16 protein-coding genes, 1 tRNA gene and 1 pseudogene are annotated in these 17,357 nt (G+C 69.1%); 7 read left to right on the forward strand and 11 right to left on the reverse strand.

Features of this window, described 5'->3' with window-relative positions; genetic code table 11:
* The first annotated feature begins 74 nt into the window (after nucleotides 1–74).
* The 3 genes from G528_RS0115800 (at nucleotide 75) to G528_RS0115815 (ending at nucleotide 2,556) form a co-directional block, all read left to right on the forward strand.
* A complete protein-coding gene (locus G528_RS0115800; protein WP_026919799.1) occupies nucleotides 75–1,358 on the forward strand; it encodes a DNA polymerase III subunit delta' in 1,284 nt (427 codons plus the stop codon).
* A gap of 422 nt (nucleotides 1,359–1,780) precedes the next feature.
* On the forward strand, nucleotides 1,781–2,200 hold the full coding sequence (locus G528_RS17930) for a fluoride efflux transporter FluC (protein WP_156890490.1): 420 nt from the start codon (nucleotides 1,781–1,783) through the stop codon (nucleotides 2,198–2,200).
* Nucleotides 2,197–2,556: a fluoride efflux transporter FluC gene (locus G528_RS0115815; RefSeq protein ID WP_026919800.1), complete on the forward strand. Its 360-nt coding sequence runs from the start codon at nucleotides 2,197–2,199 to the stop codon at nucleotides 2,554–2,556. The genes G528_RS17930 and G528_RS0115815 overlap by 4 nt, the downstream gene beginning before the upstream one ends.
* A gap of 28 nt (nucleotides 2,557–2,584) precedes the next feature.
* On the opposite strand, the gene G528_RS0115820 is transcribed toward G528_RS0115815, so the two are convergent.
* From G528_RS0115820 to G528_RS0115850, 7 genes are all read right to left on the reverse strand, one after another.
* Nucleotides 2,585–3,511, reverse strand: a complete 927-nt coding sequence (locus G528_RS0115820; protein ID WP_026919801.1) for an LLM class F420-dependent oxidoreductase — start codon at nucleotides 3,509–3,511, stop codon at nucleotides 2,585–2,587.
* A 60-nt stretch (nucleotides 3,512–3,571) separates the two neighbouring features.
* Nucleotides 3,572–4,882 (reverse strand): TetR/AcrR family transcriptional regulator, encoded by a 1,311-nt coding sequence (locus tag G528_RS0115825; RefSeq protein WP_026919802.1) that lies wholly within the window; start codon nucleotides 4,880–4,882, stop codon nucleotides 3,572–3,574.
* A 122-nt stretch (nucleotides 4,883–5,004) separates the two neighbouring features.
* A complete protein-coding gene (locus G528_RS0115830) occupies nucleotides 5,005–6,372 on the reverse strand; it encodes an ABC1 kinase family protein (protein WP_026919803.1) in 1,368 nt (455 codons plus the stop codon).
* Nucleotides 6,373–6,503: 131 nt separating this feature from the next.
* Nucleotides 6,504–7,139 (reverse strand): MspA family porin, encoded by a 636-nt coding sequence (locus G528_RS0115835; protein ID WP_026919804.1) that lies wholly within the window; start codon nucleotides 7,137–7,139, stop codon nucleotides 6,504–6,506.
* A 569-nt stretch (nucleotides 7,140–7,708) separates the two neighbouring features.
* Nucleotides 7,709–7,781, reverse strand: a tRNA-Thr gene (locus G528_RS0115840).
* Between the two features lie 67 nt (nucleotides 7,782–7,848).
* Entirely contained in the window at nucleotides 7,849–8,706 is an 858-nt protein-coding gene (locus G528_RS0115845; protein WP_026919805.1) for an arylamine N-acetyltransferase family protein, read from the reverse strand.
* 3 nt (nucleotides 8,707–8,709) lie between these two features.
* Nucleotides 8,710–9,840: an NAD(P)-dependent malic enzyme gene (locus tag G528_RS0115850; protein WP_245569809.1), complete on the reverse strand. Its 1,131-nt coding sequence runs from the start codon at nucleotides 9,838–9,840 to the stop codon at nucleotides 8,710–8,712.
* A gap of 365 nt (nucleotides 9,841–10,205) precedes the next feature.
* Between G528_RS0115850 and G528_RS17935 the strand changes: the two genes are divergently transcribed.
* A complete protein-coding gene (locus tag G528_RS17935; protein ID WP_051198901.1) occupies nucleotides 10,206–10,880 on the forward strand; it encodes a GntR family transcriptional regulator in 675 nt (224 codons plus the stop codon).
* Nucleotides 10,877–12,145 carry an MFS transporter gene (locus G528_RS0115860; protein ID WP_026919807.1) on the forward strand — a complete coding sequence of 423 codons (1,269 nt, stop codon included), beginning with the start codon at nucleotides 10,877–10,879 and terminating at the stop codon, nucleotides 12,143–12,145. The genes G528_RS17935 and G528_RS0115860 overlap by 4 nt, the downstream gene beginning before the upstream one ends.
* Here G528_RS0115860 and G528_RS17940 read toward each other — a convergent pair.
* The 3 genes from G528_RS17940 to rfbB form a co-directional block, all read right to left on the reverse strand.
* Nucleotides 12,130–13,029, reverse strand: a complete 900-nt coding sequence (locus tag G528_RS17940) for a S1 family peptidase (RefSeq protein ID WP_035720336.1) — start codon at nucleotides 13,027–13,029, stop codon at nucleotides 12,130–12,132. The two genes, G528_RS0115860 and G528_RS17940, sit on opposite strands and share 16 nt — an antisense overlap.
* A gap of 88 nt (nucleotides 13,030–13,117) precedes the next feature.
* A complete protein-coding gene (gene galE, locus G528_RS0115870; protein WP_026919808.1) occupies nucleotides 13,118–14,134 on the reverse strand; it encodes a UDP-glucose 4-epimerase GalE in 1,017 nt (338 codons plus the stop codon).
* A gap of 10 nt (nucleotides 14,135–14,144) precedes the next feature.
* Nucleotides 14,145–15,149, reverse strand: a complete 1,005-nt coding sequence (gene rfbB / locus G528_RS0115875) for a dTDP-glucose 4,6-dehydratase (protein WP_026919809.1) — start codon at nucleotides 15,147–15,149, stop codon at nucleotides 14,145–14,147.
* An 84-nt stretch (nucleotides 15,150–15,233) separates the two neighbouring features.
* Between rfbB and rfbA the strand changes: the two genes are divergently transcribed.
* Entirely contained in the window at nucleotides 15,234–16,109 is an 876-nt protein-coding gene (gene rfbA / locus G528_RS0115880; protein ID WP_026919810.1) for a glucose-1-phosphate thymidylyltransferase RfbA, read from the forward strand.
* A 3-nt stretch (nucleotides 16,110–16,112) separates the two neighbouring features.
* Nucleotides 16,113–16,742: a dTDP-4-dehydrorhamnose 3,5-epimerase family protein gene (locus G528_RS0115885; protein WP_026919811.1), complete on the forward strand. Its 630-nt coding sequence runs from the start codon at nucleotides 16,113–16,115 to the stop codon at nucleotides 16,740–16,742.
* Between the two features lie 95 nt (nucleotides 16,743–16,837).
* Here the strand turns inward: G528_RS0115885 and G528_RS18680 are convergent.
* Nucleotides 16,838–17,357: pseudogene (locus G528_RS18680) on the reverse strand (HNH endonuclease); the annotation flags it as partial.

Consider the following 17,357-nt stretch of genomic DNA (forward strand, 5'->3'; position numbering starts at 1 on the left):
GTAGCGGCCTGCTTGCAATTGTTAAACAGCTGACCGGTTTCAACATGTCTGAGCAGGGAATTAGGCTGGCACCTGTGACGAATGTCTTTGATCGGATGATCGGACAGCACGCCCTGGCCGAGGAACTGCTGGTGGCGGCCACCTCGGCGCGTTCCGTGGCGGCGCGGCTCGCCGAGCAGGACGACGGCGCCGTGTCGATGTTCGCCGACGCACCCGGGTCGACCGTCGAGACGGCGGTGCGCGAGTCGATGACCCACGCGTGGCTGTTCACCGGGCCCCCGGGAAGCGGCCGGTCGGTGGCCGCCACCTGCTTCGCCGCCGCCCTGCAATGCCAGTCGCCGGACGAGGTCGGGTGCGGCGACTGCCGCGCCTGCACCACGGTGCTCGGCGGAACGCACGGGGACGTCCGCCACATCGTCCCCGAGGGACTCACGATCTCGGTGGCGCAGATCCGCGACATCGTCTCGCTCGCGGCGCGCCGCCCCACCACCGGTCGGTGGCAGATCGTGGTCGTCGAAGACGCCGACCGTCTCACCGAGCAGGGTGGCAACGCCTTGCTCAAGGCCGTCGAGGAGCCGCCGGAGCGCACCATCTTCCTGCTGTGTGCGCCGTCGGTGGCGCCCGAGGACATCGCGATCACGCTGCGCTCGCGGTGCCGGCACGTCGGGTTGACGGCCCCGCGTCCCGCCGACATCGCGCGCGTCCTCGTCGACCGCGACGGCATCGACGCCGATCGCGCGCGGTGGGCCGCCTCGGTCTCGGGCGGCCACGTGGGCCGAGCCCGGCGACTGGCGGTCGACGAGGATTCGCGTGCTGCGCGCGACCGCGCCCTCGGTCTCGCGCGGGCGGCGACCCGGGATTCGACGGCTTACGCGGCCGCCGAGGAACTCGTGAGATCGGCGACCGCGGCCGCCGACGCCATCAGTGCCGAACGCGATGCCGCCGAGACCGACGAGCTGATGACGGCCCTCGGCGCAGGGGGAACCGGGAAGGGCACCGCGCGCCCCCCACGCGGGACGGCCGGGGCGGTCAAGGAACTCGAGAAGCGCCAGAAATCTCGCCGCACGCGGACGATGCGCGATGTGCTCGACCGCGCTCTCGTCGATCTCGCGGCCCTGTTCCGCGACGCGCTCGCCCTGTCGATGGGGGCGCACGTGGCGCTCATGCACCCGGACAAGGCGGACGAGCTGACGGCGAGGATGGCCGACTACGCGTCACCCGATCGGCTGCTGCGGTGCATCGAGGCGGTCCTCGACTGCCGTGAGGCGTTGGAGATGAACGTGAAGCCGAAGTTCGCCGTCGACGCGATGGTGGTGCGGATCGGACGGGAGCTGTCGGGACGCCGAGAACCCGTCTGACGGCTCGTCCGCGACCGTCCGGACCCGTGTTTTATCCGGACCGGAAAAGTTTTTCACGCCTCTGACCTGTGCTTATGTGGACAGATCGACGTGTTTGCTTGGGTCCTCGTATCGACACCGGTTCCAATGGATGCATGCTCCTGATCCCGACGAACGACGGACCTCGAAGCCGTGTCCGGCAAGTCGCTGCACGACTCGGCATGGCATCGGCTCTGTTCTATTCGGTGGCCGTTCTCTATCACGGGACGATCGGCTACTCGGGTTCGGACGTGTTCCTCGCGCCGCTGATGGGAACGGCGGTCTTCGCGGCAGTGATCGCACTGCCGGTCCTCGCGGGGTGGCTCGTGTCACGGCGACACGGATCGGGACGGGAGCGAGATCGGGGGTCGTACGCTTTCCTCAGACACTGAGGGAAGGGTGCGATGACACGACGAGGGATGCCGACGACGATCGCCTGGGTGTTCGTCGGAGGCGCAGCGGGAACCGCGTTGCGAGTCCTGGCCGAGGAGGCCTGGCCCGCGCGCGACGGCCAGTGGCCGTGGGGAACGTTCGCGGTGAACCTCGTCGGGGCCTTCGTCCTGGGCGCGCTATTAGAGGGGTTAGCGCGTCGGGGAGACGACGCCGGATGGCGGCGAAGTGTGAGGCTTGCGGTGGGAACGGGATTCTGTGGATCTCTGACCACCTACAGTGCGTTCGCGTTGGAGCTGCGGCTGCTGGGCACAGGGGAGCATGTGGTCCTGGCCGCCGGATACGCCTTCGCGACGGTGACAGCCGGCGTGCTGCTTGCTCTATCGGGGATGCAAGCAGCACGCCGGCTTCTTCCACGTGAGGCCACCCCGTGATCCTCGCGCTGACGGTGGTCGCGGGGGCCTGCGGTGCCGTCGCCCGATACCTCGTCGACTATCTGCTCGGCCGACGGTGGCCGGACGCGTTCCCCGGTCCGACGGTCCTGATCAACGTGACCGGTTGCCTCCTCATCGGAGTGGTCGCCGGAGCCGTGATTGCCACGGGTGCGGGCGCCGATTGGCAGACCGTCGTCGGTACCGGATTCTGCGGCGGATACACCACGTTCTCCACCGCATCTGTCGAGACGGTGCGGTCCGGCGGCGGCCGACGTGCCGTGACCTATGCCGGGGTGACGCTGGTGGGATCGGTCGCCGCGTGCGCCGTCGGCGTGTGGCTCGGGTCGTTGATCTGACCCCGACCCGAGCGCACCGCCGGGCGGATCAGAGCTGGGAGGCCACGCGGTCGGCCACCAACTCGAGGTGGTCGAGATCCGACAGGTCGAGCACCTGCAGGTAGATGCGTTCGGCGCCGACGGCCCGGTAACGTTCGACGGCCGCGACCACCTCGTCGACGGTGCCGGCGGCGCCGTTGGCCCGCAGCTCGTCGGGTTCGCGGCCGATCGCGTCGGCTCGCCGCGCGAACTCGGCTTCGGTGCGACCGCAGCACAGCACGAGCGCCGCCGAGTAGGTCAGCTCGTCACCGTCGCGGCCCGCGGCGGCACACGCCTCGCGGACCCGCCCGTACATGGTCTCGACGGTGTCGGCGGGCGCGAACGGGACGTTGAACTCGTCGGCGAACCGGGCGGCCAGTCGCGGGGTCCGCGTGGGACCCGTTCCGCCCACGATGATGGGCGGTCGCGGTGTCTGGGTCGGCTTCGGCAGGCCGGGGGAGGAGTCGACGGAGTAGTGGCGGCCGTCGTGGCTGAACGTCTCCCCCTCGGCGGTGTCCCACATGCCGGTGATGATCTCGAAATTCTCCTCGAGTCGGTCGAACCGTTCGCCCAGCGGCGGGAAGGGGATGGAGTTCGCGGCGTGCTCCTCGGCGTACCAGCCGGCACCGAGACCGAGATCCACTCGGCCGCCGCTCATCTGGTCGACCTGCGCCACCTGGATCGCCAACTGGCCGGGGTGACGGAAGGTCGCCGACGTCACCAGTGTGCCCAGGCGGATCCGGGAGGTCTGCACGGCGAGGGCCGCGAGCGTCAACCAGGCATCGGTGGGCCCAGGCCGCCCGTCGGTGTTCATCGCCAGGTAGTGATCCGATCGGAAGAAGGCGCTGTACCCGAGGTCCTCGGTCGCCCGCGCGACACGCAGGAGGTCGTCGTAGGTGGCACCCTGCTGGGGTTCGGTGAAGATGCGCAGATCCATGCCGCCATCCTCTCATCACCCGCGTGTGCGAGCACGGCGGGCGAGACCGGGCAGGTGCGTTCAGGCGGTGATGTCGACGCCCTCGGCGCCGCCGCACAGCATGGCGACCAGGGGCAGGACGATCTGTGCGGGCTCCGCGGCGGCCGCGATGTCGATCTGCGCGGCGATGGCGGCGAAGACGACGGCGACGAGCGTCTGGGCCGCGGCGTCCGGGTCGATGCCCTCCCGCAGCAGCCCGGCGGCCGCGCACCGACGCAGGTAGTCGCCGGCCAGCCCGCAGATCCGCAGGAACAGTTCCGCCATCCGTTCGGCGGCCGTCCGATCGATGCCGACCACCCCGAGCACGAGGAACGACGCGAGGTCGGGGTTGTCCTCGGTGAAGCGCCGCGCCGTCTCCACCAGTTCGGTGAGCCGCGCGATGAGCTCCAACCGGCAGACCGGGATCGGCCGGTGCAGGCTGGTCGCGGCCAGGATCCGCGACGTCTCGCGGTCGACGACCTCCCACAGGCAGACCCGGCGGTTCTCGAAGTAGGTGTAGAAGGTGCCGTACGCGACCCCGGCGGCCTGCGCGATGATCGTCGGGGTCACCGTGAAGTAGCCGTATTCGAGATAGCACGACAGGGCGGCGTCCATCAGCTGGCTGCGGCGATCGGAGCCGCCGATGAGCGGCGGCGGTGGTCGGAAGTCCTCCAGCGCCTGCATCACCGCGGTGACGTCGTCGTCGGAGAACGTGCCGAGCAGGCCGTTGCGGTTCAGTTCGATTCCCGCGTCGAGCAGGTAGTCCCGCTGCGACATGTCGCCGTCGATCAACATGACGGCGCCGGGGAGCCCGAGGGCCAGAACGGCGTGACCGAGCACGGTGGACGTCAGGTCGTCGCCGGGGAGCCAGTTGTGGTCGAGGGCGCGGTCGAAAGCCGCGGCCACCTGACGTGCGTGGAGGGCCTCGAGACCGAGGATCCGGTACCGCATCTCGGTGTCCGTGCTGGCGGCGTTCGTCAGGAGTCCGGTGAACAGGCGCGGATCGGTTTCGAGAACGGACATCGTCCGCGTCGCGAGTTCCGGGAGAAGTCCGACGAATTCGGATTTGGAGGCCGCTTTCTCCGAGATCTCCGAACCGGGATTGATGGCGGCGATGAAATCGCCGACCTTGTCGTCGAAGACGGCGTCGAACAGTTCGCGTTTTCCACCGAACTCCCGGTAGATCCACGCGGTGCTGACATGGGAGTCGGTCGCGATCTGAGACATCCCGGTCTGCCCGTACCCGAGGGTGCTGAACAGGCTGAACGCGCACTCGAGGACTCGAGCACGGCGAGGATCAGCGTCGGGGTCCTGACGAGTGTCGTCGGGAGCCGACTGCTGGGTCGTTCTCACGGAAGCGGCCTTTCACGGGGGGGACATGCGCCCCGCGAGTCTAATGCGCGCGTGCAGTCGAGTCGCCCATTACCCTGCGGGTGTCGGTCAACCGATTACATTCCGTGACAATCGAACGTTTCTTATGCCCGGGCGGCCTCCCAGCGGGCGATCTCCGCTCCCATCGGGGTGGTCGGCGGCAGGTCGTAGCACCATTCGCGGACGATGGCGCCCCACGAGCCGGTCGCCTCGAGTCTGCTCAGGAGACTGCACATGGCGACCTCGGTGCGGCGCGCGAAGACGTGCTCCGGGGTCAATGTGCCGTAGCGCGCGATGTCGAACGCACCGCGCTGCATGGCGACGAGTCGCGCGGTCGCGCGCTGGGCGAGGTCATCGGTCACGGTGACCGGATCCTCGGTGAGGTACCAACCGGCGACATCGGTCATCAGGTCGAGCAGTCGCTCGGCCCGGCGGGGGCCGGCATCGGGGGCGAGGAAGCCCATCGCGACGAGGAGTCGCTGAATCTCGTCGGTACGCTGCTCCATCGTCGCGATGAGGAGGTCCTTCTGCGCGCGGAAGGCGTCGGCCGGCATGCGAGTGTAGAGACCGAAGTCGAGGAAGCCGAGCCGCCCGTCCTCGAGGAGGAGGATGTTGCCGGGGTGGGGGTCGGCGCAGAATTCACCGGTGCGGTTCACCCCGCCGCTGTAGAAGCGGTAGACGGCTTCGCCGATGCGGTCGCGCTCGGCGACGTCGAGCGTGCGGAGGTCCTCGAACGGGGTACCGGGCAGATACTCGGAGATCAGGACGCGTCGCCCGCTGACCTGGCTGAACACCGTCGGGATCCGCCACACCGGGTGGCCGGCGGCGAGACTCTGCGCGCGGAGCTGGTTCTCCGCCTCGCGGACGTAGTCGAGTTCCTGACTGATCTGCCGGCTCACCTCGTCGAGGATGGGCGGCAAGTCGACGCCCGGGAACGCGCGTCTGCTCGATCGGCCGAGGAGGGCGAGGTTCTTGAGGTCGGCGGTCACGCGGGCGCTGATCCCGGGGTACTGGATCTTGACGGCGACGTCGTTGCCGCGGTACGTGCCTCGATACACCTGGCCGATGGACGCGGCCGCGATCGGCTCGTCGTCGATCTCGACCTCGGCGGCGTGCGGCCCCAGTTCGCGGCGGAGAGCCGACCGCATGGCGGCGGTGGACACCGGGGGCACCGAGTCGAAGACGGGTGCCATGAGGCGGTCGAATTCGGCGCGGGCCTCGGGGGATGACAGACCCGAGCCGTGCAGGGCCAGCAGTTGCCCGAGTTTGAGGGATGCGCCCTTCAGGTTGCCGACCGTGCGGACGAATCGCTCGATGAAGTCGAGGAATTCGGCGTCACGGTCGAGGGCCGCTGCATTCCCGGCGAGTTTGGCGCGTGCGTGGTTGGTGCCCGTTCGTACGGCCTGACCAGCGGCGACGGCGCCGAGACGGGATGCCCGTTCGACGCGGGTCCACGCTGCTCTCGATCCCATGGTGTCCTTCCCCGGGCAGTGCTCGTCACGGGATTCTAGTTGCCGCACCCGGTCGCGGGCGCGAACTGCGGAGATGACGACGGCCGGTGTGTGCCGCGGCGGGACGCGGACCACACCGGCCGTCGGTGAGATCAACGGACGCGAACGAGCTGTCCGTAGATCGTCTTGCTGGCGTCGAACTGGCGGTTCGAGGTCGACAGCGTGGTGTACGCGACGGCGTCGATGTTGCCGCCGCACTTGTCGACGCTGACCTCGACCGAGTTGTACCGGACGCCGAAGGTCTCCATCAGGCGCGGTGCGTCGATCGACTTGTTGCCGAAGGTGATGCGCTTGGCGGTACCCGGCGAGACGGTGACCGAGACGTTGCCGCTGACGGTGGCGAACGGACCTGCGGCACCGGCCGGAAGCGCGCCGCCGAAGGCCGCCAGAGCGATGGCTCCGAGCTGCGCGCCGGCACCGGCGGTGGCGCTGTCCACGCCCACCTGGCAGGCGACGATGTAGCCGGTCTCGACGTTGGCGGCCTGCGAGCTGGACTTGCCGAAGTCGGTGACCTGGCCCCAGCCGCTGCCCGAGACGGTGAAGCGGTTCGAGAACGGGGTGATCGCCCGCGACGGCTGGATCTTGGCCTTACCGCGCGAGAAGCCGACCTTGGCCTTCAGGCCCTCGGGGGTCTTCAGGGTCTTGACGACCTCGCGGACGTATCCGCTCGGGTTCTGGGGCGTGACGCGGGCATCGGCGGTCGCCGCTGTCGCGACAGTGCCAGTCACCGCGAGGAGCAGCCCCCGGCACCGGCAGCGACCTTGTGGCCGACTGAGGTTTCCTTCATATTTCTTCCTCCTGGTGAGAGATGGCAGTGGGACACAGCTTCCCTGAACGGAAATCTTATGTCGTTCATAGCTAGCCACGGTGGACTATATGGACGCCATACTCGCTTGTAAAGCCGGACTAGGGACCAAAGTCCCATGCTTAGGGGCGAAAACAACCCTTCAAGTTCGATGGGCGTCGAACCACGTTAGCGTCCCGTGACCATGAATCCTGATCGATAACGGAACAGTAACGACACAAAATTGCTGGTCAGTCGTTTGATGGACTATTGCCGACTATTCGGACGAAGCGGTGGACCGTGGTCCGGTTAGTTTGGGGGTCGTGTGACGTAGATCAACGCGGTATCGGGCGCGTCCGCTGCGGCGGACGCCGCCGCCGTCCCGTCGACGCGGGGATCGTCCAGTCGTGGAACACCGGAGGCGGCGGCGGGCGGGAGAGGGAGGTTCAGGATTCCGGGGAGCCGGAAAAGCGAAACGCAGGCCAGAATCGAGTTCTGGCCTGCGTTGTCGTGAGCCGCCTAGGAGAATCGAACTCCTGACCTATTCATTACGAGTGAATCGCTCTGCCGACTGAGCTAAGGCGGCGTGCTCCCCGTGAGGGCAGCGCTGACGATCGTACCGAGTGGCCCGGCATGCAAGCAAAACGGGGGACTCATCCGGTGGCGCGCCGCCCGCGGCGGGTTTCCGCAGCGACGACCGCCGCACCGTCCCCGGGGTCGAGCACGATGTCGAAGACGTCGCTCAGGAGGCCGGGAATGTCGGCGGGCGCCACCTGGCGCACGGTCTCCTCGCCGTCGGGGGTGGTACGCGTCCACGACGTCCCGTCGAGCACGTGGTGCTCGTCGGGGGTGAACCGCTGCACGAACGTCCGTGCGCGGAACGGCGAACGCTCGGCCGTCGCGACGTAGTGGTTGCCGACCGCGAAGTCGACCGGAAAGGCCGGGTCGAGTGTGAAGACATGGCGATCGACCCACCGTCCCGCGTGGTGCCACAGGGTCCACCGCTCGGGGCGGAGCACGGCGTCCCCACCGCTGTCCGTCGCGTCGGTGAGACGGAACCGCCACCCCTCCTGGACGGACACGTCGCCGGCGACGAGGGGGAGGGGTTCGAGCGGGCCGCGACCGAATCCCACGTCGCACAGATGGCGCGAGCCGTCGTCGAACTCAACGAGCAGCAGCGCGTGCGTGGCCGGCCGGATGTCGCGACTGCCGAGCGTCACCCGTCCGCGGACGGCGCTGAATCGAAACCCGATCCGCGAGAGGGCCGCCGCGAACAGCGTCGCGTGTTCGAAGCAGTAGCCGCCGCGACGGTCGGCGACGAGCTTGCGCTGCACGTCGTCGATGTCGGTCGACACCGTCCGGCCGGCGATCAGCGACAGGTTCTCGAACGGAATCGCGGTGACGTGGGCCCGGTGAAGTGAACGCAGTGCGTCGAGTGACGGCGCCGGAACGGACGCGACGCCGATGCTGCGCAGGTAGGCGTCGAGGTCGAACTCGGCACGATCCCACACAGGTCAGTCCGCGACGCCGTCGGTTCGGGCGGCCGCGGCGACGGCCGCCGCCACCGCGGGGGCCACGCGGTCGTCCAGCGGGCTCGGGACGATGCGATCGGCGGCGAGGTCGTCGCCGACGACATCGCAGATCGCCTGGGCGGCGGCGATCTTCATGCCCTCGGTGATCCGACGTGCACCCGCATCGAGTGCGCCGGCGAAGACGCCCGGAAACGCCAGGACGTTGTTGATCTGGTTCGGGAAGTCGCTGCGACCGGTCGCGACGACGGCGGCGTGCCGGAGGGCGACCTCCGGGTGGATCTCCGGATCGGGATTCGACAGGGCGAACACGATCGCGTCGTCGGCCATCGACGCCACACAGTGTTCGTCGACGGTGCCCGCCGAGACGCCGACGAACACGTCGGCGCCGACGAGGGCCTCCGCGACACCGCCGGTGAGGCCGCGCGGATTGGTCCACGCCGCGAGGTCGGTCTTGTAGCCGACGAGATCGGTGCGGTGGCCGCCGATGATCCCGCGCGAATCGAGGACCACGATGTCGTCGACACCGGCCGCCCGGAGGATCTCTGCGCAGGCGACGCCGGCGGCGCCCGCGCCGGACACCACCACGCGGAGACCGGCCAGCGATCGGCCCAGATGGCGCACCGCGCCCTTGAGTGCCGCCAGCACGACGATCGCGGTGCCGTGCTGATCGTCGTGCATGACCGGGCAGTCCAGCGCCTCGACGACTCGGCGTTCGATCTCGAAACACCGGGGCGCCGAGATGTCCTCCAGGTTCACCGCGCCGAAGCTCGGCCGCAGACGCACGAGCGTCTCGACGATCTCGTCGGGGTCGGTGGTGTCGAGGACGAGCGGGATCGCGTTCAGCCCGGCGAAGCTGCGGAACAACGCGGCCTTGCCCTCCATGACCGGGAGTGAGGCGCGGGGCCCCACGTCGCCGAGGCCGAGGACGGCGGTGCCGTCGGAGACGACGGCGACCAGCCGATCGGTCCAGGTGTACTCGTTCACCAGGGCGCGGTCGTCGGCGATCGCCCGCGACACCTGAGCGACGCCCGGCGTGTATGCGATGGACAGGTCGCGCGCGGTGGCGAGGGGTGCCCGCAACTCCACGGACAGCTTGCCTCCGGTGTGCGCCATGAAGATCTCGTCGTCGGTGATGGGGTGCTCGCCGATGGCGGTCTCGGCCGTGGTGGTCGGGTTCTGGGTGCTGGTCACGTGCTGCTCCTTGCGGCGGCGCATCGCCGTGGTCGCCGCTGTTCGTGGTCGGGACACGATGGCGCCGTGGCGTCGGCTGCGGCATCGTGCCGGGGACTGTCACACCGGGGGGAGCCGGTCGGCTCCTGCCGCTCGGCAGTGGCTCAGGGCCGCGTCGGTCAGGGATGCGCCGCGCGGATCTGTCGGTCGATTCTGCCACCGACGGCCGGCGGTGCTCCGCGCGGCCCCGGCCGGCGACCCGGCGGTGCGCTTCGACGACGAGGAGCGGTACCATACATCTTGTGTCTATGACGTATTCATCAGCGGATCGGGTGTACGACGAAGTCAAGGAGCTCATCTTGACCTGCGACCTTCCCGGTGGCGAGATGATCAGCGAAGGTGAGATCGCCGACCGATGCGAGGTCAGCAGAACACCGGTGCGGGAGGCGTTCCTACGTCTCGCCGCCGAGGGGTGGATGCGGCTCTACCCGAAGAAGGGCGCTCTCATCGTGCCGATCGGCGAGCGTGAGGCGCGCGAAGTGCTCGACGCCCGCGTCCTCGTCGAGAGTCACGCCGTCGAGTCGGTGGTCGACGATCCCGCAGCCGTCGCCGACCTCGCGGGACGACTCGACGACAACCTCGCCCGACACCGTGCTGCGGGATCGGCCGACCCCGCCGAGTTCGCGCGGCTGGACGCCGAATTCCATCAGCTCATCGTCGCGGCCGGACGCAACGGCCTCCTCGCGGACTTCTACACGTCCCTCGGCGAACGTCACCGCCGCATGACCGCCGACCGGCTCCGCCGCGACGGAGACGTCACCGGGCGGATCCTCGACGATCACGCCGAACTCGCCGAGGTGCTCCGTGCTGCGGACGGTGAGCGTTTCGCCTGGCTGCTGCGCTCCCACCTGGCCGGCGTACATGGAACCGACGGGGTGCACGGAAACGACGGGGTGCACGGAGCCGACGGGGCTGTCCGATGAGCGCGGCGGCACGCGCCCGCGCGGCGACCACCGGATGGCCGGCGGTCGCACTGGCCGTCTTCACCGCGGCGTGGGGCGGAAACCAGTTCACACCGCTGCTGGTGATGTACCGGACCGCATCCCACATGTCGGCCGTCACCGTCGACACCCTCCTGTTCCTCTACGTGCTCGGCATCGTTCCGGCACTCCTGATCGGCGGCCCCCTCTCGGACCGCTACGGCCGCCGCATGCTGATGGTCCCCTCGCCGGTCATCGCCGCCGCCGGCTCGGCCCTGCTCGCCGCCGGTGAACACTCCGTGCCCCTGCTCGCCGCGGGCCGCGTCTGCAGCGGTGTGGCGCTGGGGCTCGCGATGGCGGTCGGCGGGTCGTGGATCAAGGAGCTCTCCGACCGGGTGGGCGACTCGCCGACGGCGGGCGCCCGGCGCGCCGCGCTGAGCCTCACCGCCGGCTTCGGTGTCGGCGCGGGTGTGGCCGCGGTCCTGGCGCAGTGGGCCCCGCTGCCCGGTCAGCTCGCATACCTGATCAACATCGCGCTCGCGGTCGCGTCGCTCATCCTGATCCGCGCGACACCGGAGACGCGGAGACGCCGCGACGACGGCACCCGGTTGCGCGACGATCTGACGATCCCGTCGGCACTCCGCCCGCGATTCTGGCTGCTGATCGGTCCCGTCGCACCGTGGGTGTTCGGTGCGTGCGCGGTGGCGTATGCCGTGATCCCGGCGCTCATGACCGCCCAGACCCCGGGGGTCGCCATCGCCTTCGCCGGACTGTGCTGCGTGGCGGGCCTCGCCGCCGGATTCTTCATCCAATCGCTCGGCAAGCGAATCGACCGCCCCGGCTCATCGCGGACCATGCTCGTGGCGCTCGCCTTCGTCGCCGCCGGCCTGCTCCTGGCGATCGGAGTGGTCGCAGCACCGTCGGTGCCGCTCGCGATCGTCGCCGCGATCGTCCTCGGATTCGGTTACGGCATGGCGTTGATCTCGGGGCTCCTCGAAGTCCAGCGGATCGCCGGCCCCGACGATCTCGCTGGCCTCACCGCCGTCTTCTACACGCTCACCTACCTCGGGTTCGCATCGCCGGCGATCATGGCGTGGGTGACGGAGACCTTCCCCAGGATCGGCTACGGGCAGATGTTCGGGTTCGGCATAGCGATGACGGCGCTCGGCGCCGCCGTCGTGGCGGCAGCCAACCGGAGCCGGCTCGCCGGGCCGCACACCCTGCCCGCCGCCGAGCAGGAAGTCGAGCTGGCTCAGGCGTCTCGCTGACCGGTCCACCCGCTCGGCAGCGCACCGGTGCCGGTGGCTGCGGCGAACCCCGGGGTGTCGGCGGCGCGCCCGTCGATGACCTCCGACGAGAACGAGAAGATGCCGACAAGCACCGGGGCGCGGCCCCGCAGAGCGACGACCGGCCCACCCGAATCCCCGAATCCCGGGGCGGCGGTGGGGGAACCCACATAGACCAGATCGGGGAGCGCGGCGGCACCGGACCAGTGGCGCCGAGCCCGCTGCGGGGTCAGTACGGTCAGATCTGCCTGCATGAGCCGATCGGTTCGCTGACGCCATACCGGTCCGTGTCCGGTCCGGTAGCCGTGACCGTACAGTCGCACCCGCGTGCCCGGCGTCGGGGTGCCGCCGATCCGCAACGGTGTGGCCGCCGTCGGCCGCGCGAGCGTGATCACCGCGACGTCTGACGACGCGGCCGCCGCATCCGGCCCATTGCCCGTGTCGATGAGACGGAAGTACGGTGACGCCTCGATGCGCGTGATCGACAGCGATCGCTGTGGTGAGCTCAACGGCGGGTCGCCGAGCCGGACGCGCAGATCGGTCCGCCGCAGCGGGCGGCCGTGGCCGTCGATGACGCAGTGTGCCGCCGTTACCACGCGGGTCGGTGACACCAGGGCGCCGCCGCAGTGCGCCCGATTCACCGGATCCGCCAGCAGCGCGCGCTGCATCGGCGGCAGACGGGCGGTAAACGATTCGCTGAACAGGACGGTCGCGAACCAGGGCGCCGAGCCCGACGGTGTCGGCACTCCGCCGGTCACGGCGCGGACCGGGCCCGCTCCGGTGAAAGACGTCACGGCGATCAGCGTCCCGAGGAGGGTGATCGCCGCAGCGCGGACGGATGGTCGAATCCTGTCGGAGTGTCGCATGGCTGCGAGTCTTGCCGACCGACAATGCGTCCACATCCGTCCGAGGAGGTAATCGGTGTCATTCGAACGATGTATGCGCCAGCGAGGCTCAGGCCGGGTAGCCGTCGGGATTCTGCGACTGCCAGCGCCACGTGTCGGCGCACATGTCGTCGACGGTGCGGGTCGCCCGCCAGCCGAGTTCGGCGTTCGCCTTCGACGGGTCGGCCCAGTAGGCCGGCAGGTCACCGGGACGGCGGGCGACGACGTCGTACGGGATCGGTCGCCCCGAGGCGCGGGAGAAGGCGTTCACCAACTGCAGGACCGACACCGGCTCGCCGCTGCCCAGGTTCCACACCGACCACGGCTCGGTGATCTCACCGAGCCGCTCCAGCGCCGCGACGTGTCCGGACGCCAGATCGTCGACGTGGATGTAGTCGCGCACGCCCGTCCCGTCGACGGTGTCGTAGTCGTCCCCGAACACCGACAGGCGTTCGCGTCGGCCGACGGCCACCTGCGCGACGAACGGCATGAGATTGTTCGGCAGACCGCTGGGATCCTCCCCGATGCGCCCGCTGCGATGCGCGCCGACCGGGTTGAAGTACCGCAGCACCGCGATCCGCCACGTGTCGTCGGCGACCGCGAGGTCGCGGAGCATCTGCTCGATCATCACCTTCGTCCAGCCGTACGGGTTGGTGGCCGACGTCGGCATGTCCTCGGTGCGCTCCAGGACGGGGTTCTCGCCGTACACGGTGGCCGACGAGGAGAACACGAAGCGACGCACACCGTGGGCGTCCATCGCCCGCAGCACGGTCAGCGCACTGTCGAGGTTGTTGCGGTAATAGTTCAGCGGTTCGGCGACCGACTCCCCGACGGCCTTGAAACCGGCGAAATGGATGACGGCGTCGAACCGCCCGTCGGCGAACAGCGTGTCCGTGGCGGCCTCGTCGGTGACGTCGATCCGATGCACCTCGATCGGCCTGCCGGCCAACTCCTCGAGACGGTCGACGACCGCGGGCCGCGCATTGCTGAAATCATCGGCGATCACGGCGTCGTGACCGGCGGCGAGCACCTCCAGGACCGTGTGGGATCCGATGTAGCCGGCGCCGCCGGTGATGAGTACACGCATGGGCTTCCGATCAGTCGAGGGTCTGCTGGGTGGCGGAGTAACCGGACTCGACGGCGTCCTTGTGGGGCGCCCACCATTCACGATGAGTGCGATACCAGTCGACGGTGGCGGCCAGACCCGCCGCGAAATCGGTGTACGTCGGCGTCCAACCGAGTTCGGTGCGCAGGCGCGTCGGGTCGATCGCGTATCGGCGGTCGTGCCCGGGACGGTCGGTGACGAAGTCGAAGGCGTCGGCGGGGTGGTCGAGAAGGGTCAGGATCTGCTGCACCACCGTCCGGTTGTCGACCTCCCCGTCGGCCCCGATGAGATACGTCTCGCCGAGCCGGCCGCGGTCGATGATCGCCCACACGGCGTCGTTGTGGTCGTCGACGTGAATCCAGTCGCGGACGTTCCGTCCGTCCCCGTACAGCTTGGGGCGGATACCGGTGAGGACGTTGGTGATCTGCCGGGGGATGAACTTCTCGATGTGCTGGTAGGGCCCGTAGTTGTTCGAGCAGTTCGACAGGGTCGCCGCGACGTCGAAGGAGCGCACCCACGCGCGCACCAGCAGGTCGCTGCCGGCCTTGGTGGCGCTGTAGGGGCTCGACGGGTTGTACGCGGTGGACTCGGTGAATCGCACCGGATCGTTCAGGTCGAGGTCGCCGTAGACCTCGTCGGTGCTGACGTGGTGGAGACGGACCCCGTGCCGACGGACCGCTTCGAGCAGGGTGTACGTGCCGACGAGGTTGGTCTGCACGAACACCGACGGGTCGGCGAGCGAGTTGTCGTTGTGGGATTCGGCGGCGAAGTTCACCACCAGGTCGGTCTCGGCGACGAGGCGGTCGACGAGCGCTGCGTCGGCGATGTCGCCGCGCACCACGTCGACCCGGTCGGCGACGGACTCCAGCGTCGACGGGTTGGCCGCGTAGGTGAACTTGTCGAGGACCGTGAGAGTGGCATCCGGCCGGGTCGCCAGGGTCCGCAGAACGAAGTTGGCTCCGATGAAACCGGCCCCGCCGGTCACCAGCACCCGCATGCGTCGTTCTCCTCGTCGATCCGTGGGCGACGAAACGCCGATCGGCGCTCCTGACCCGTACGACTGTACCGATAGGCTGGTCGCATGCGCGGAATCATCCTCGCGGGCGGCACCGGCTCGCGTCTGCACCCCATCACGCTGGGGGTGAGCAAACAGCTGGTGCCCGTCTACGACAAACCGATGATCTACTACCCGCTCTCGACGCTCATGCTCGCGGGCATCCGCGACATCCTCGTCGTCACCGCACCGGCCGACCGCGACGCATTCGAGCGTCTGCTCGGTGACGGATCGCAGTTCGGTGTTCGGATCGGCTACACGGTTCAGGAGGAGCCGAACGGATTGGCGCAGGCGTTCGTCCTCGGTGCCGACCACATCGGCGACGATGCCGTGGCGCTCGTGCTGGGCGACAACATCTTCTACGGGCCGGGGCTCGGGAGTCGCCTGCAGGGATTCGGCGACGTCTCCGGCGGGGCGATCTTCGCCTACCGCGTGGCCGACCCGTCGGCGTACGGCGTCGTCGAGTTCAACGAGAACGGCACCGCCGTGTCGCTGGAGGAAAAGCCGGCGCGACCGGCGTCGCGGTACGCGGTGCCTGGCCTCTACTTCTACGACAACGACGTCGTCGAGATCGCGTCGGGCCTCACTCCCTCGGCACGCGGAGAGTACGAGATCACGGACGTGAATCGGGAGTATCTGCGTCGCGGCGCACTGCACGTGACGGTGCTGCCGCGCGGCACGGCGTGGCTCGACACCGGGACCGTCGACTCACTGCTCGAGGCGGGCAACTTCGTCCGCACCGTCGAGCAGCGGCAGGGCCTCAAGATCGGGGTCCCCGAGGAGATCGCCTGGCGCCTCGGCTACCTGGACGACGACGAACTGCGCACCACGGCGCGCGGCCTGGTGAAGTCGGGATACGGCGACTACCTTCTCGACCTGCTGGACCGTGGACGGGAGCTGTAGACAATGGACGTTCGACCCCTGTGCATCGACGGGGCCTGGGAGTTCACACCGGTGCTCCACGGGGACGACCGGGGCCTCTTCCTCGAGGCCTTCAAGGCCGATGTGGTGGAGGCGACCATCGGGCACCGCTTCGATCTGGCGCAGGTGAGTTCGTCGGTCTCGGCGGCCGGGGTGCTGCGCGGCGTCCACTTCGCAGACGTCCCACCGGGGCAGGCCAAGTACGTGCAGGCTGCGGCGGGGGCGTTTCTCGACGTGATCGTCGACCTTCGTGTCGGGTCGCCGACGTTCGGTCGCCACGACACCGTGCTGCTCGACGACGTCGACCGCCGAGCGGTGTACCTGGCCGAAGGATTGGGGCACGCGTTGTTGTCGCTGGCGGACGGCTCCACGGTGACGTACCTGTGCTCGGCCGGCTACAACCCGTCGGGGGAGCACGGGATCAACCCGATGGACCCGGCTTTGGGAATCGATTGGCCGACAGTCGGACGTGACGGGACACCTCTCGACTATGTGATGTCGGGGAAGGACACCGCAGCCCCATCGTTGGCGCAGGCGCAGGAGTCCGGGCTCCTTCCGCAGTACGACGCGGTCGCCGCGTACCTGGCGGACCGCCCCTCACGGGAGTGTCGCTGACGGGAGTGTCGCTGAGGGGGCGGGCGTCAGAAGGACGGTCGGGTCAGAAGGGCGGTCGGGCTCAGAAGGGCGGCGGGCTCAGAAGGGCGGCGGGCTCAGAAGGGCGGCAGGCCGTCGTCGGTGGAGTTGAGTGCGGCGAGTGCTTCTTCGGTTTCGCGGTGGCGGCGGTTGATCGCCCGTTGCTGCATTCGGTATCGGTGTTTGGCCTCGAGACGGGTCCGTGTGCGTTTTGGTGCGTTCTCGGCGTGTCCGGTTGTTCGGCGTGTCGCCCCGGTGGGGGTGTTGTGGTCGCAGGGGAGCATGCCGAGTTCGGGGAGCAGCCAGGTGTTGGCGGCCTGCCGGCGGACGGTGATGCCTTCGGGGGTGGTGATCTCGGTCCAGACGGTGCCGTGGGCGTCGGTGATCTGGTCGTCGAGCCAGCCGCGGGTGTGGGTTTTCAGGCCGTGGTGGAAGCGGCATTTGGGGTTGAGGTTGCATGCACACGTCGGCCCACCCGAACCGGGGTCGGTGTGGTTGTATTCGGTGACATGATCCAGATCGCACCGCCACGCGGGCCGATCACAGCCGACCCAGGAGCACGTGCCGAACAGGCCCCGCACCGCCGTGTCGAGGACG

Source organism: Gordonia shandongensis DSM 45094, assembly GCF_000423025.1.
GTDB lineage: Bacteria > Actinomycetota > Actinomycetes > Mycobacteriales > Mycobacteriaceae > Gordonia > Gordonia shandongensis.

What these genes read in the sequence shown, in the direction of transcription:
- G528_RS0115830 (WP_026919803.1), bottom strand. Translation starts at nt 6,372, where the DNA reads ATGGGATCGAGAGCAGCGTGGACCCGCGTCGAACGGGCATCCCGTCTC.
- G528_RS0115885 (WP_026919811.1), top strand. Translation starts at nt 16,113, where the DNA reads ATGGACGTTCGACCCCTGTGCATCGACGGGGCCTGGGAGTTCACACCG.
- rfbB (WP_026919809.1), bottom strand. Translation starts at nt 15,149, where the DNA reads ATGCGGGTGCTGGTGACCGGCGGGGCCGGTTTCATCGGAGCCAACTTC.
- G528_RS0115850 (WP_245569809.1), bottom strand. Translation starts at nt 9,840, where the DNA reads ATGGCGCACACCGGAGGCAAGCTGTCCGTGGAGTTGCGGGCACCCCTC.
- G528_RS17930 (WP_156890490.1), top strand. Translation starts at nt 1,781, where the DNA reads ATGACACGACGAGGGATGCCGACGACGATCGCCTGGGTGTTCGTCGGA.
- G528_RS0115820 (WP_026919801.1), bottom strand. Translation starts at nt 3,511, where the DNA reads ATGGATCTGCGCATCTTCACCGAACCCCAGCAGGGTGCCACCTACGAC.
- G528_RS0115860 (WP_026919807.1), top strand. Translation starts at nt 10,877, where the DNA reads ATGAGCGCGGCGGCACGCGCCCGCGCGGCGACCACCGGATGGCCGGCG.
- G528_RS17940 (WP_035720336.1), bottom strand. Translation starts at nt 13,029, where the DNA reads ATGCGACACTCCGACAGGATTCGACCATCCGTCCGCGCTGCGGCGATC.
- galE (WP_026919808.1), bottom strand. Translation starts at nt 14,134, where the DNA reads ATGCGTGTACTCATCACCGGCGGCGCCGGCTACATCGGATCCCACACG.
- G528_RS17935 (WP_051198901.1), top strand. Translation starts at nt 10,206, where the DNA reads ATGACGTATTCATCAGCGGATCGGGTGTACGACGAAGTCAAGGAGCTC.
- rfbA (WP_026919810.1), top strand. Translation starts at nt 15,234, where the DNA reads ATGCGCGGAATCATCCTCGCGGGCGGCACCGGCTCGCGTCTGCACCCC.